Origin of the sequence: Nocardia sp. alder85J (genome assembly GCF_020176955.2) — a bacterium.
In the GTDB taxonomy this organism is placed as follows: domain Bacteria; phylum Actinomycetota; class Actinomycetes; order Mycobacteriales; family Mycobacteriaceae; genus Nocardia.
In genome coordinates this window covers 94,835-108,705 of record NZ_JAIUCZ020000014.1, presented here as the reverse complement: position 1 = coordinate 108,705, position 13,871 = coordinate 94,835, and the positions used below count along the sequence as shown (strand labels likewise).

The following is a 13,871-nucleotide window of genomic DNA, read 5'->3' as shown; positions in this document are numbered from 1 at the left end:
ATGACCGCCGACACCGACCAGCCGGGAAACGAACCGCTGCCGGATGCCGACGAACCGGAGGCCGCTCCCGTCACCCCGGACATTCTCGACGAACCGGAGTTCCGGTCGGCGCTGGAGGCGATGCTGCTGGTGGTGGACGCGCCCGCCCCGACGGAATTGCTGGCCGCCGCCCTCGGCGACGCCGTGTCCCGGGTGGAAAGCACCCTGCGCGAGATGTCGGCGGAACTGACCGCTCGCGGCAGCGGAATCGACCTGCGTTTCGTCGGCGACGGCTGGCGCTACTACACTCGTACCGACTATGCGCCCTATGTGGAACGCATGTTGCTCGACGGGTCCCGCTCGAAGCTCACCAGGGCCGCTTTGGAGACCTTGGCGGTGATCGCCTATCGTCAACCGGTTACCCGAGCACGAGTGAGCGCCGTCCGCGGAGTGAACGTCGACGGCGTCATCCGCACCCTGGTGGCACGCGGCCTCATCGCCGAGGCCGGGGCCGATCCGGAGACCAACGGCACGATGTACGTCACCACCGAACTGTTCCTGGAACGGATCGGGCTCGCATCGCTGACGGATCTGCCGGCGCTGGCGCCCCTGTTGCCGGGCGTCGACCTGATCGATGAGATCAACGAGAGTCTGGATACCGACCCGCGGTACACCCGGCTCAGAAAACCTGCCGAGGCGGACATCGACCTCGGTACAGAGGATTGACAGGACTTCGAAGCGGAGCCTGCGGAACAACCAGAGGAATCGTGAATACACCCGCTCGCCGAGATGGCACACCGGATGACAGAAAACACGGGGCCGAACCCAGAGGTGGTTCGGCTCATGGACGCGGCGCTCGAGGAGAGCAGCGCGGGGGACGTGGGGACGGCGATCGCCGATACGGCGACACGCCACGGGGGGGATACGGCGATCGGGGACGTGGATCGGGGAATTCCGGTCGCGGTGATTCCGGTGCCACCGGTCGCGGGTCGTACAGCGATTCCGGCCGGGGCGGTAACGCGGGCGGCTCGTCCCGCGGCGGATACAACGGGGGTTCGTCCCGTGACTCGGGCCGGGGTGGGTACGGGGGCGGTTCGTCCCGTGACGGTGGTCGTGGTGGTTACGGCGGGGGTTCGTCCCGCGATTCGGGCCGGGGTGGGTACGGGGGCGGTTCGTCCCGTGACGGTGGTCGTGGCGGTTACGGCGGCGGCGCTTCCCGCGACGGTGGTCGCGGTGGTTACGGCGGCGGATCTTCCCGTGACGACAGCCGGGGTGGTTACGCCGGTGGTTCGTCCCGCGACGGTGGTCGCGGTGGTTACGGCGGTGGCGGTTCGTACGGTTCCGGTGGCCGTGGCAGCTCCGACCGTGGTGGTTACGGTGATCGCGACGGCTACCGCGGGTCCCGGGACTCCGGGCGCAGCCGGTCCGGCGATTCCCCGCGCGGGTCGTACGGCGACTCCGCCGCAGGAGGGTCCAGGAACTCCACCCGTGGTGGTTACGGCGACTCCGCACGCGGTGGTCGCACCGCGGACCGGGGCGCGAGCTGGGGCTCGGCCTCCGATACCCGTGCGTCGGCGAGCCGCGGCACGGTCGCGGGCCGTGGGCGCCCGAGCACCGGGCGCGACGGCTCTGCCGACGATGGCCGCGGCGGGGCACCCGAGCGCAGCGCCGGATCGGCCGGATACGTTGCCCGGCCGCAGAACAAGGCGACCCGCAAGGCCAAGCCGGAGCGACAGAAGCGGCAGCCGACCGTGCTGAGCTTCGCCAAACCGGCCCGGCGGCAGAACGTCGACGCGGTGGCGGAGCCGCAGAGCCCGAAGAAGCTGCCCTGGGGTGAGGGTGAGCGGTTGCAGAAGGTGCTGGCGAAGGCGGGTGTGGCCTCCCGTCGCGCCGCCGAGGAACTCATCGATGCGGGCCGCGTCGAGGTCGACGGCATCATCGTGCGCGAGCAGGGCCTGCGCGTCGATCCGGAGACGGCGGTCGTCCGAGTCGACGGTGTCCGCGTGGTCGTGCGCGAGGAGCAGGTCTACCTCGCGCTGAACAAGCCCAAGGGCTGGCAGTCGACCATGTCCGACGAACTGAACCGACCGTGTGTCGGCGACCTGGTCGCGGAGCGGGTGATGGCCGGTCAGCGGCTGTTCCACGTCGGCCGCCTCGACGCCGACACCGAGGGTCTGCTGCTGCTCACCAACGACGGCGATCTGGCCCATCGGCTGATGCACCCCTCGTTCCAGGTGTCCAAGACCTATCTGGCCACCGTGCAGGGCGAGGTGAAGCGCGAGACCGGCAAGCAACTGCACCACGGTGTGGAGCTGGAGGACGGTCCCGCGAAGGTGGACCGATTCCAGGTGCTGGAACTCGGCGAGGGCAGATCGCTGGTCAAAGTGGTGCTGCACGAGGGCCGCAAGCACATCGTGCGCCGGCTGCTCGACGCGGTGGGCCATCCGGTGATCGGTCTGGTCCGAACGCATATCGGCCCGGTCGCGCTCGGCGACCAACGGCCCGGCACCCTGCGGGTGCTCGGCCGCGACGAAATCGGAAAGCTGTACGAGGCGGTGTCGTTGTGAACGGTGTGAAGACCGTGGGGGACCACATGTCGAATGACGTTGCGGATCGTCTGACCGGTTCCTCGCCGCTGACGGTGGCGATGGACGGGCCTTCCGGCACCGGCAAGTCCAGCGTGTCCCGTCGGCTGGCGACCCGGTTGGGCGCCCGCTACCTGGACACCGGCGCCATGTACCGGGTGGCCACGCTGCGGGTGCTGCGCGTCGGCGCCGATCTGGCCGATCCGTCGGCCATCGCCGCCGCGGTGAAGGATCTGCCGCTGGCCATCGGCACCGATCCCAGCCACGAGTCGATCGCGCTCGACGGCGAGGACGTCTCCGACGAGATCCGCGGTAACGCGGTCACCAAGGCGGTGTCGGCGGTGTCGGCGGTGCCCGAGGTCCGGGAGCAGCTGGTGGCGTTGCAGCGCGAGCTGGCCGCGGCGGCCGGCCGGATCGTCGTCGAGGGCCGCGACATCGGCACGGTCGTGCTGACCGGCGCCGACGCCAAGATCTATCTGACCGCCTCGGCGGAGGCCCGCGCGTCGCGGCGCAACCAGCAGAACATCGCGGAGGGCCGCGGCGACGACTACGCGGCGGTCCTCGCCGATGTGCAGCGCCGCGACAACCTCGACTCCACCCGCGCGGTGTCGCCGCTACGGGCGGCGGAGGACGCGGTGCTCGTCGACACCAGCGATCTCACCATGGACGAGGTCATCGACGAGCTGTATCACGTTGTGGCGGAACGAATTTCGGTGGGAGGGCAGTCGTGACCGAGATCGAGGTGGCCGACGGTACCTGGACCGACGAATCCGATTGGGAGATCGCCGATTCGGGTGACGACGGCGAATTCGGCACGCACGTCCCGATGCCGACGCTGGCGGTGGTCGGCCGGCCGAACGTCGGCAAATCCACTCTGGTGAACCGGATCCTGGGCCGTCGCGAGGCGGTCGTGGAGGATGTGCCGGGCGTGACCCGCGACCGCGTCTCCTACGAGGCGCAGTGGGCGGGCCGCAAGTTCCTGGTGCAGGACACCGGCGGCTGGGAGCCGGACGCCAAGGGACTGCAACAGGCCGTGGCCCGGCAGGCCGAACTGGCGATGCGGACCGCGGACGCGATCCTGCTGGTCGTCGACGCCACCGTCGGCGCCACCTCGACCGACGAGGCGGCGGCGAAGACGTTGCGCCGCTCGAAGACGCCGGTGATCCTGGTCGCCAACAAGGTCGACGGCGAGCGGATGGAGGCCGAGGCGGCGGTGTTGTGGTCGCTGGGCCTCGGCGAGCCGCGCCTGGTCAGCGCCGCGCACGGTCGCGGCACCGGCGATCTGCTCGACGACGTGCTGGAGGTGCTGCCGGAGACGCCGCGCGAGGACATCGGCCCCGCCACCGGCGGCCCGCGCCGCGTGGCGCTGGTCGGCAAGCCGAACGTCGGCAAGTCCAGCCTGCTGAACAAGCTGGCCGGCGACGAGCGCTCGGTGGTGCACGATGTGGCCGGCACCACCGTCGATCCCGTCGACTCGCTGGTCGAATTGGACGGCAGGCCTTGGCGTTTCGTCGACACCGCCGGACTGCGGCGCAAGGTCGGCACCGCCGCGGGCACCGAGTACTACGCGTCGCTGCGCACCAAGGCGGCGATCGAGGCCGCCGAGGTGGCGGTCATGCTGATCGACGCGTCGGTCCCGATCACCGAGCAGGATCTGCGGGTGATCACGATGGTGGTCGAGGCCGGGCGCGCGCTGGTCCTGGCGTTCAACAAGTGGGATCTCGTCGACGAGGACCGCCGCGAGCAACTCGAGCGCGAGATCGACCGCGAGACGGTGCAGATCCGGTGGGCGCAGCGGGTGAACATCTCCGCCCACACCGGGCGTTCGGTGCAGAAACTCGTGCCCGCCATGGAAACCGCGCTGGAGTCCTGGGACAAGCGCATTCCGACCGGCCGGCTCAACAACTGGCTGAAGGAGGTCGTCGCCGCGACCCCGCCGCCGATGCGCGGCGGCCGCCTGCCGCGCGTGCTGTTCGCCACCCAGGCGACCACCCGGCCGCCGACGTTCGTGCTGTTCACCACCGGATTCCTGGAGGCCGGCTATCGCCGCTTCCTGGAACGGCGGCTGCGCGAGGAGTTCGGCTTCGACGGTTCCCCGGTCCGCATCTCGGTGCGGGTGCGGGAGAAGCGCGAACGCGTCAAGCGGTAACGCGCGCCGACTCGTCACGGGAGACCCGCCGGATACCGGCGGGTCTCCCGTGTCGTTTCCGGGCGGCCGCGCCGGTGCTGTCCACCGAATCTCGCGAACAGCGGGAGTCACGCCGTCGATCCGGGCGCGGGTGTGCGGCCGAGCCCGGCGTGTCCGGTGGTGTGCGCGGAGGGTAATCGGATCGTGGTGACTGCAATTCTGTTGCAGTGCACGTCGTCCTGCGACTCTACAGCCATGGCGCCGCCGGTGAGGATGGCCGGGCGCGGCGACCCGGGTACGGATTCGAGGTTTCGATGTCTACTTCATCCCAGCCGCCGCAGGGCGACGACGAGCATCAGGCGCCGGCGGCGGGTTCCGGTGCGGGCGGTCCGGAGTCGGCGGACGCCGGTGCGGCGGTAGTGGATTCGGCGAGCCCGGTCGACTCGCCGGACGAGGAAGAGGACCTGGGTGTGCCCGAGGAGCCCGTGGGCTCGGCGCTGTCGCGGCGGAAGCTGCTGGCGGGGACGGGAATCGCGGCGGTCGTGGTGGCCGGCGGCGGGCTGGCCGCCTGGTTGACCACCCGGCGCACACCGGGATCGGGAAAGGTCAACCGCGCGTTGAAGATCGGGTACGGCGGCGGGGTGTGCGAGGCGCCACTGTACGTCGCCTACGAGCAGAAGATCTTCGAGAAGCACGGGCTGGACGTGCAGATCGTCAAGACCGGGTCGGACGAGATCAAGGATGCGGTGGGTGCGGGCAAACTCGACGGCGCGCCGGGCATCTTCTTCTCCTGGCTGAAGCCGATCGAGCAGGGTATCGACGCGAAACTGGCGGCCGGGCTGCACGAGGGCTGCCTGCGTATCGCGGTGCCGACCGACAGTCCGATCAAAACCGTTGCGGACCTTCGTAACAAGCCGATCGGGGTGGCGGCGATCGGGGATTCGGCGATGTCGTTCTTCTCCCTCGATCTGCTCGACGCGGGCATAGATCCCAGTCAGGACGTGGACTGGAAGGTGTATCCGGGGGATCAGCTCGGCGATGCGCTGGCGAAGGGTGAGATCGTCGCCATCGCGGGCAGCGATCCGAATGCGCTGCTGCCCACGCTGAAGGGTAGGGCGCGGGAGTTGACCAACAACACCCAGGGCGCCAACCGGGAGCAGTTCTGCTGTGCCACTGCCATCAACGGCCGCCTGCTGCGCGAAGATCCGGATGTCGCAAGGGCATTGGTGACGGCGTGGGCCGAGGGCAGCCGCTGGGCCGGCGCCAATGTCGGCGCGACCGCGGCCATCGAGGCGTCGAGGAAGTACGTCGCGGCGGATCAGCCGATCATCGAGGCGACGCTGAAGACCTACGGTTTCGACCCGTCGGCGGCCCGGCTGCGGGGGGCGCTGGAACCCGGCATCGAGAAGTTTGCCAGGACCGGCTACCTGGACCGTAAGACCGACCCGAAGGCATTGTCCGACAAGGTGTACGCCGATCTCGGCCTCACCTGGTGAGTACCGTGACCACGACTTCCGAGGCGCTGCGGGCCGACAGCGAAACGGTGGCCGAGGCTCCGGCCCCGGTCACCGCGGCACGGCGCTATCGGCCCGGCGCGGTGTTCACCGCCGCCTGGGCGCTGTGGGTGCTGGACGCCGTTGCGACACTGCTGGTTCCGGATCGCCTGCACGCCGCCGATCCGCTGGCCGCCGGGCTGGTGTGGACCGTCGCGGCCGTCGCGCTGACCGGCTGGGCGGGCCATGCCTACCGGAACCGGGCGTCGGCGTTGTGGTTACGGCACTGGGCGCCGTGGCTCACGGTGGTCGGGCTGTGGGTGCTGGTGTGGGAGTTCACCACCGCCAAGAGCGGATGGTTGCGGCCGCCGTATTTCGCGTCGCCGCAACATATGCTGCTGATCTTCTACGAGGACGGCGGCATCCTCGCCTCCAGTACCTGGCATTCGCTGCTGCTGTTGCTGATCGGCTTCGGTATCGGCGCCTCGGCGGGGCTGGGCACCGGAATCGCGCTGGGCTGGTCGAGACTGGCCTCCTACTGGGGGCATCCGGTATTGCAGACCCTCGGGCCGGTGCCGCCGGCGACCCTGTTGCCGCTGGTGCTGGTGCTGTTCCCGACCAGCTACAGCGGCAGCGTCTTCATGGTCGCGTTCGGGGTGTGGTTCCCGGTGTCGGTGCTGACCCGCGCCGGTATCGCCGGGGTGCCGCGCGGCTACTTCGACGTGGCGCAGACCCTCGGCGCCACACCGCGATTCCTGATCTGGCGGGTGGCGGTGCCAGGGGCGTTGCCGAGCATCTTCACCGGCCTGTTCATGGGCCTGGGCGCCTCACTGGGCGCGCTGGCGGTCGCGGAACTGCTCGGGGTGAAGAACGGGCTCGGCTGGTACATCCAGTGGACCAAGGGCTGGGCCGCGTACCCGCGGATGTACGCGGCGATCGCGATCATGATCGTGGTGTGCCGGACGCTGATGGTGATCCTGTTCCGGATCCGCAATCGCGTGCTGGCCTGGGAGAAGGATCTGGTGCGATGGTGAACCGGGGCAGTGTGATCGACATCGAGTCGGTGTCACATCAATTCGCGGTGGGCGGGCCCCGGCAGCGGACGCTGCTCGATCGGCTGCGCGGCCGGCCCGCGCCGGTCCCGACCCGGGCCCAGGAACTGGGCCGGTTGCGGGTGCTGACCGACGTCTCGCTACACATCGAATCCGGCGAATTCGTCGCGCTGCTGGGGCCTTCCGGCTGCGGCAAGTCCACGCTGCTGCGGCTGCTGGCCGGGCTGGAACGACCCGCGCGCGGCACGGTCCGGGTCGACGGCGCCACGGTCGCCGGACCGGATCCGCACCGCGCGTTGATGTTCCAGGATCCGACGCTGTTCCCGTGGCGGACAGTGGAACAGAACGTGGCGCTCGGACCGCAGGCCCGTGGCACGCTGGCCGCCGACGGTGAGCGGGTCACCCGGGCGCTGACCCTGGTCGGCCTGGACGGCTTCCGCGATTCGTATCCGGCCCAGCTGTCCGGCGGTATGGCGCAACGGGTTTCGCTGGCACGGGCGCTGGTGAACCGGCCACGGCTGTTCCTGCTGGACGAACCGCTGGGCAAACTCGACGCGCTGACCCGCGCGACGCTACAGGCCGAGATCGGCCGGCTGTGGCAGGAAGACGGCTTCACCGCGGTGCTGGTGACCCACGACGTGGACGAGGCACTGCGGCTGGCCGACCGAGTGGTCGTGCTGACGGCACGACCGGGAAAGGTGGTGCGGGACGTGCGCATCGATCTATCACGGCCACGGGTGCACGACGCCCCGCGCTATCTGGAACTGCGCCGCGAGATCCTCGCGCTGCTCGGCGAGACAGGGAGGTTGGTGGCATGAGTGGGGTGTTCGAGTCGATCGCCGGGGCGATCGGCAATACGCCGCTGGTGCGGTTGAATCGGGTGACCGAGGGGCTCGCGGCCACCGTGTACGTGAAGCTCGAGTATCTGAATCCGCTGGGCAGCGTGAAGGATCGGGCGGCGCTGTCGATGATCCTCGCGGCCGAGCGGTCCGGTGAGTTGCGGCCGGGCGGCACCGTGGTGGAGGCGACCTCCGGCAATACCGGGATCGCGCTGGCCGCGATCGCGGCGGCCCGTGGCTATCGCTCGGTGGTGGTGGTCCCGGACAAGTCCAGTGCCGAGAAGGTCGCGCTGCTGCGGGCCTACGGGGCGGAAGTGCACGTCTCACCGGGCAGCCGGCCCTCGCACCACCCGGAGTTCGTGCGGAACGTCGCGCGCCGGCTGGCGGCGGAGATCCCCGGCGGCTGGCTGGCCGGGCAGTACGACAATCCCGCGAATCCGGAGGCGCACCGGGCCACCACGGGCCCGGAGATCTGGGCCCAGACCGGCGGTGCGGTGACGCATTACGTCGCCGGCGTGGGAACCGGCGGAACCGTCAGTGGCGCGGGTGAATTCCTGAAGGAGGCATCCGGGGGCGCGGTCCGGGTGATCGGCGCGGACCCGGAGACCTCGGCGTACGGCGGCGGCGACGGCCGGGCCTGGTACGTCGAATCCGTCGGGCACCACCTGCATCCGGAGACGGAGGCCGACCAGTGGCCGGCCTCGTACCACACCGACGTGATCGATGCGCTCGAACGCGTCGGTGACGCCGAGGCGCTGCACGTGTTGCAGCGGCTGGCCCGCGAGGAGGGCCTGCTGCTCGGCGGATCCTCCGGCACCGCGGTGGCGGCGGCGCTGCGGGTGGCCCGCGGGCTCGGCCCGGAGGCGGTGGTGGTCGTGATCGCGCCGGATTCCGGCCGGTCGTACCTGTCGAAGTACTTCGACGACGAATGGCTGGGACGCTTGGGCTTTCCGCTGTTCGGTGCGTCCGGCGAGGCGACCGTCGCTGCGGCGCTGACGGTTCCGCTCGACGGCGAGGCGCCCACCATCGGATCCCGGGCCACCGTCGGCGCGGCCCGCGCCCTGCTCGGCGCGGCCTCGGCGCTACCGGTCCTGTTGCAACGCAACGATTCCGGGCCGGTGCAGATCGCGGAGGTGCTCGGCTCCGCTCGCGCCGTCGTCCTGGCCCAAGCCCCCGATGCCGATCCGGTGCTCGACCATCTGAGCCCGCCGTTGCCGGTCGTGGGCACCACCGATCCGATTTCCCGTGCCGCTGAACGGATCTCCGATTACGACGGGCCGGTGGTGATCGCGCATGAGGGGCGTGGTGTCACCCTGGTCGACGCAACGGAGATCGCAGCCGCCCGCAAGGAGGTACAGCCATGAGGACGTCCGCGCCCGGGTCCGTCTCCCGGACACCGTGGCACCGCCGGGCCGGGGGCGCGGCCGTACTGCTCGCGGCGCTCGCCGGTCCGGCGCTGGGGGCCGCGACGGCGGCCGCGCACGTCACCGCCGCCGCACCGGACGCCGCACCCGGCGGATTCGCCGTGGTGACCCTGCGGGTACCCGACGAATCGGCGACCGCCGGGACGGTGAAGTTGGAAGTGTCGCTGCCGCAGGACCATCCGTTCACCGAGGTGCGCACCGAGCCGACGCCGGGCTGGGATGCGGCCGTCCGCCGGACCGCGCTGCCGCAGCCGGTCGACGACGGCGAAGGCGGCAAGGTGACCGACGCGGTGTCGACGGTGACCTTCACCGCCCGCGACGGCGCCGCGATCGGCCCCGGCCAGTTCGGCGAGTTCCGCCTGCTGCTGGGCGCGCTACCGAAATCCGGCGACGTATTCCTGCCCGCCGTACAGACCTACAGCGACGGCACCACGGTGTCCTGGATCGAGCGCAGCGCCGACGGCACCGAAGCTGAACATCCCTCCCCGGTCCTGCATCTCGGCGGGCCGGTGGCAGCGGGACACAACCACGGTGGTGCGGCGCCGGCGATCGCCGCGGAAAGCGTCGGAGCGCCGCACGATTCCAGCGACACCGCCACCGTGGTGGCGACCGCCGCCCTGATCATCGCCGTACTCGGTCTGGTCACGGCCGCGTACCCGCTGCTGCGAGTGCGTGCCGCTCGCGTGACCACCTCGGACCGGCCGGAGGAATGAGCGGCCGGAGAGGCTGCGTGTGAACAGGGCGCGGTGGGTCTGCCGGGGTCTGCTGGGCGTGTTCGTGGTGGCCGCACTCTGCTGGGGTGCGGCAGCGACGGCGGCTGCCCATGCGGTGCTGGTGGCCACCGATCCGGCGTATGGGGTGGCGGTCGACGCTGCGCCACCTCGTGTTTCGGCGAACTTCGACGAGGCGGTGACGGCGGCGGGGGCCGGGATGACCGTGACCGATCAGGACGGGCGGCGGGTCGATACCGGGCCGGTCGGGTCGGCCGACGGTGGCCGGACGGTGTGGGTCGCGCTGCGGCCGGAGCTGCCGACGGGGACGTATCTGCTCAGTTGGGTGGTGCTGTCGGCGGACGGGCACACCGTCGGCGGGTCGAGCGTGTTCGGGGTGGGGGAGCCGCCGGACCTGCCGGCGACGGTGGCCCCGGCTCGGGATCCGATGGCGGTCGCCGCGGACGGAATGGTCCGGATGCTCACGGCCGTAGTGTATTTCGGTGTCGTACTCGGTGTCGGGGTACCGGTGGTGGCCGCACGGGTCTGGCCCGGCGGCGCGCGGAGCCCGGCGGTGCCGCAATTGATTCGCATCGGTGCGGTGGCGGTGGCGGTGGGGTCGCTACTCGTCGTGGTGGCGGCACCGGTCCGGCTGGCCGGGCCGGGCGGCTGGTTCGAGCTGGCGGTGTGGAATCGTGTGCTCGACTCGTCTTCGACACTGCCGCAACTCATTCGGGTGCTCGCGGCTCTACCGGTGCTGATGTCTGTGCGCCGCTCGCGAGCATCTGCCGTCACGGGGCCGACCGGCCATGGACCCTCGGCCGGTCCGGCGGTGACCACCCGTGCCCGGCGGGACGACATGGTGGCAGTGGGGCTCCGCGCGGTGCGCTGGGCAGGGTTGCTGGTGATCGTCGTGGCCACGGCTGTTTCCGGGCACGCGGTGTCCGGGCATACACGGTGGTTGGCGGTGGTGTCGACTGCGGTGCATGTGGCGGCGATGGCCGTGTGGGTGGCGGGGCTGGTGCTCGCGGTGCTGGTGTGGCGGCGCGAGGAGCGAGCGGAGTTGCTGCCGCGGCTGACCGGGGTCGCATCGGTGGCCGTGGGGGCGTTGGCGGTGACCGGTGTCTATCAGGCGTGGCGGTCGGTGGATCCGGTGGCCGCGCTGTGGTCGACGGTATGGGGGCGGCTGTTGCTGCTGAAGGTGGCGGTGGTCGGCGTGGCGCTGGTGGCGGTGCTGGTCGCGCGGACGGTGTCGCGGCGGTGGGGGCGTACTCTGCTGACAGTCGAATTAGCCTGTCAGATACTGATTTTGGTGGTCACTGCCGTGCTGGCCGGGACCACCCCGGCGCGGGACGCCTACGATCCGCCGGTTGCGTTCACGACCGCGGTGGGTCCGCTGCGTGCGGAGGTCACCGTGGATCACGCCGGGGTAGGGGACCAGGAGCTGACCGTGCGGCTGCGGGACGGCACCGGTGCGGCGGTGGGGGCGGAGTCGGTCAGCGGGCAGCTGACCCGGGCCGCGGGCGGGCCGGGGCCGATCGGCATCGCGTTCCGCGGCGTGGACCCGGTCGAGCTGGGGTCGAAGTATTTTGTGTCGCAGCGCATTCGGGTGCCACTGGCCGGTATGTGGCGGCTGCGGCTGACCGTCGTGACCGATCGGGTCACCGGGTACACCGTGGGAGTGGATTACCGGGTCTGGTGACCGGCCGCTTGTCACAGCGCGATGGTGACCGGTCGCCGCACTGGATGATCACCGGGTCCGGTGGGCCGCGCTGGGGCCGACCGGCCTGGGCAGTGGCCTCCGGGACCGGGCGGCATGGCCGTGCCCGGCGGTGGGGCCGCCGGGCACGGGTGTCCGGGTGCGAGGGCGTGGTTCAGTGGCTGTTGCTCGCGGCCGACAGCGCCTTGACCACCTCGGCCGCGACGACGGCGTGGCCGGAGATGTTGAAGTGGATGTTGTCGGCGGAGAGGATGTCGGGCCGGCGGCCCACCGGATGCCACCACAGGTCGACCAGGATGGCGTCGTGGCGGTCGGCGACCCGGCGGATGACCTTGTTGATCCGATCCAGGCGGTCGCGGAACGGGGCCAGCTGGGGCTGGTCCTCCGGGACCGCGTCGGCGATCGTCATGGTGGCCAGGCGGGCGCCGATCTTGCGGCCCGCGCCGAAAATCCGGTCCAGATTGCGCTCGGCGGCCTCGTAATCCGGTTGATCCGTCCACAGATCGTTACCGCCGCAGGCGACATACAACAGGTCCGGCTCGAAACGCAGTGCGGCATCCAGTTGTTCGTCGGCCACCTGGCGGGTGGTGGCGTTGATCCGGCCGAGGTTCAGGAATTCGACCTCACCGACGGCGGTCCGCAATACGGAGACGACCCGGGCGGCCCAGAACAGTTCCCGATATCCGGGGCTGGCATCGCCGACACCGTGGGCGGTACTGTCGCCGACGAGGGCGATCCGCCGCCAGGGGGCGCTGCGCAGCATCTCGACGGCAACATCGTCGGTGAGGCAATCCGGATCGGTGTCTTCGGTGTAGCCGAGCCCGGCGGAATTCGCCATGGCTTCCCCTCTCGAGCGTGTTGCCGCGGAGCTTTGCGGGCGTACCATTGATCATAGTTCAAAGAACGAACGTGCGTGCGGTCGAACTTACCGGCGAACTGGTCGGTGGTCAAGGAAGCTGTGGTGTCGTCGGCGCCGCCTCGCTTAGGGGGCGGATAGGGGTTTACCTGCGCGGTCGCTGCGGGTGAGCCTGATCGCATCGGCGAACGGTCGTTCGGACACGGTTGCGCCGTCCGGCGCTCGTATCTCTCGTCGACAGAACTCCAGGAGGAGCTGTGAAGGATCTCAAGGACCGGACCGTGCTGTTGACGGGTGCCTCCGGTGGCATCGGCAAACAGGTGGCGCGGCTGCTGGCCGCCGAGGGCGCGCATGTGGCGCTGGTCGGGCGGCAGGCGGACGTCCTCGGCTCGCTCGCCGAGGAACTGCGGGGCAAAGGGGTGAAGGCCGAGCCCGTGATCGGCGATCTGGCCGACCTCGGCACGCTCGACGATCTGGTGGATCGGGCCGAACAGGCACTGGGGCCGATCGACGTGCTGATCAACAACGCCGGTGTGGAACTGGCCTCGGCGCTGGCGAAATACGAACCGGCCGAGCTGAATTGGATCATCAATGTGAACCTGACGGCGCCCATGCTGCTGACCCGCCGGGTGCTGCCGGGGATGGCCGAGCGGGGCGCCGGTCACGTCGTGTTCGTCTCCAGCGGCGCGGCCAAGGTGGCGCCGGCCTATCAGGCGCCCTACGCCGCCACCAAGGCCGGGCTCGCGGCGCTGTCGCAGTCGCTGCGGGCCGAGTACAACGGCACCCCGCTCGGCTTCTCGGTGGTCCTGCCCGGTTTCGTCAAAGGTGACGGCATGTACCAGGTCTGGGTCGACAAGGGCGTGAAGGCCAGCCCGATCCTCGGGTCGACCACGGTGGACCGGATCGCCGGGAAGATCGTCGGCGCGATCCGGCGGGACCGGCCCGAGGTGCTGGACATGGGGATGCCGGTGCGGTCGATGTTCGCGACCACCCAGCTCTCCCCGGGTTTCGCCGATCGGATGGCCCGGCGCATGTCCCCGGTCTTCCGCACCCAGGCCGAGACCCGAGATCGGTTGTAACGCACC

At 70.5% G+C, this 13,871-nt stretch carries 11 protein-coding genes and 1 pseudogene; 11 read left to right on the top strand and 1 reads right to left on the bottom strand.

Features of this window, described 5'->3' with window-relative positions; genetic code table 11:
- From scpB to LBW94_RS38640, 10 genes and pseudogenes are all read left to right on the top strand, one after another.
- Complete coding sequence (gene scpB, locus LBW94_RS38685; RefSeq protein WP_225057990.1) at positions 1-705, top strand: SMC-Scp complex subunit ScpB; 705 nt, start codon at positions 1-3, stop codon at positions 703-705.
- 1,028 nt (positions 706-1,733) lie between these two features.
- A pseudogene (locus tag LBW94_RS38680) lies at positions 1,734-2,546 on the top strand (pseudouridine synthase); the annotation flags it as partial.
- Positions 2,547-2,572: 26 nt separating this feature from the next.
- Entirely contained in the window at positions 2,573-3,295 is a 723-nt protein-coding gene (gene cmk / locus LBW94_RS38675; RefSeq protein WP_225057839.1) for a (d)CMP kinase, read from the top strand.
- The gene (gene der / locus LBW94_RS38670; RefSeq protein WP_225057840.1) at positions 3,292-4,713 is read left to right on the top strand and encodes a ribosome biogenesis GTPase Der; all 1,422 of its coding nucleotides are present in this window, start codon (positions 3,292-3,294) and stop codon (positions 4,711-4,713) included. The genes cmk and der overlap by 4 nt, the downstream gene beginning before the upstream one ends.
- Positions 4,714-5,006: 293 nt before the next feature.
- On the top strand, positions 5,007-6,188 hold the full coding sequence (locus LBW94_RS38665) for an ABC transporter substrate-binding protein (RefSeq protein ID WP_225057841.1): 1,182 nt from the start codon (positions 5,007-5,009) through the stop codon (positions 6,186-6,188).
- Positions 6,189-6,193: 5 nt separating this feature from the next.
- Positions 6,194-7,219: an ABC transporter permease gene (locus tag LBW94_RS38660; protein WP_225057842.1), complete on the top strand. Its 1,026-nt coding sequence runs from the start codon at positions 6,194-6,196 to the stop codon at positions 7,217-7,219.
- Positions 7,213-8,055 (top strand): ABC transporter ATP-binding protein, encoded by an 843-nt coding sequence (locus LBW94_RS38655; RefSeq protein ID WP_225057843.1) that lies wholly within the window; start codon positions 7,213-7,215, stop codon positions 8,053-8,055. Before LBW94_RS38660 ends, LBW94_RS38655 begins: the two co-directional genes overlap by 7 nt.
- Positions 8,052-9,440 carry a PLP-dependent cysteine synthase family protein gene (locus LBW94_RS38650; protein ID WP_225057844.1) on the top strand — a complete coding sequence of 463 codons (1,389 nt, stop codon included), beginning with the start codon at positions 8,052-8,054 and terminating at the stop codon, positions 9,438-9,440. The genes LBW94_RS38655 and LBW94_RS38650 overlap by 4 nt, the downstream gene beginning before the upstream one ends.
- Positions 9,437-10,213: a YcnI family protein gene (locus LBW94_RS38645; protein WP_225057845.1), complete on the top strand. Its 777-nt coding sequence runs from the start codon at positions 9,437-9,439 to the stop codon at positions 10,211-10,213. The genes LBW94_RS38650 and LBW94_RS38645 overlap by 4 nt, the downstream gene beginning before the upstream one ends.
- Positions 10,214-10,232: 19 nt before the next feature.
- Positions 10,233-11,912, top strand: coding sequence for a copper resistance CopC/CopD family protein (locus LBW94_RS38640; protein ID WP_225057846.1), 1,680 nt, complete (start codon positions 10,233-10,235; stop codon positions 11,910-11,912).
- Positions 11,913-12,084: 172 nt separating this feature from the next.
- Here LBW94_RS38640 and LBW94_RS38635 read toward each other — a convergent pair whose 3' ends face one another.
- Complete coding sequence (locus LBW94_RS38635; RefSeq protein WP_225057847.1) at positions 12,085-12,768, bottom strand: SGNH/GDSL hydrolase family protein; 684 nt, start codon at positions 12,766-12,768, stop codon at positions 12,085-12,087.
- A gap of 275 nt (positions 12,769-13,043) precedes the next feature.
- Between LBW94_RS38635 and LBW94_RS38630 the strand changes: the two genes are divergently transcribed.
- Positions 13,044-13,865: an SDR family NAD(P)-dependent oxidoreductase gene (locus tag LBW94_RS38630; protein ID WP_225057848.1), complete on the top strand. Its 822-nt coding sequence runs from the start codon at positions 13,044-13,046 to the stop codon at positions 13,863-13,865.
- The last annotated feature ends 6 nt before the right edge of the window (positions 13,866-13,871 follow it).

Coding starts and splice junctions, on each gene's coding strand:
- LBW94_RS38650 (WP_225057844.1), top strand. CDS start 8,052: ATGAGTGGGGTGTTCGAGTCGATCGCCGGGGCGATCGGCAATACGCCG.
- scpB (WP_225057990.1), top strand. CDS start 1: ATGACCGCCGACACCGACCAGCCGGGAAACGAACCGCTGCCGGATGCC.
- LBW94_RS38645 (WP_225057845.1), top strand. CDS start 9,437: ATGAGGACGTCCGCGCCCGGGTCCGTCTCCCGGACACCGTGGCACCGC.
- cmk (WP_225057839.1), top strand. CDS start 2,573: ATGTCGAATGACGTTGCGGATCGTCTGACCGGTTCCTCGCCGCTGACG.
- LBW94_RS38655 (WP_225057843.1), top strand. CDS start 7,213: ATGGTGAACCGGGGCAGTGTGATCGACATCGAGTCGGTGTCACATCAA.
- LBW94_RS38665 (WP_225057841.1), top strand. CDS start 5,007: ATGTCTACTTCATCCCAGCCGCCGCAGGGCGACGACGAGCATCAGGCG.
- LBW94_RS38635 (WP_225057847.1), bottom strand. CDS start 12,768: ATGGCGAATTCCGCCGGGCTCGGCTACACCGAAGACACCGATCCGGAT.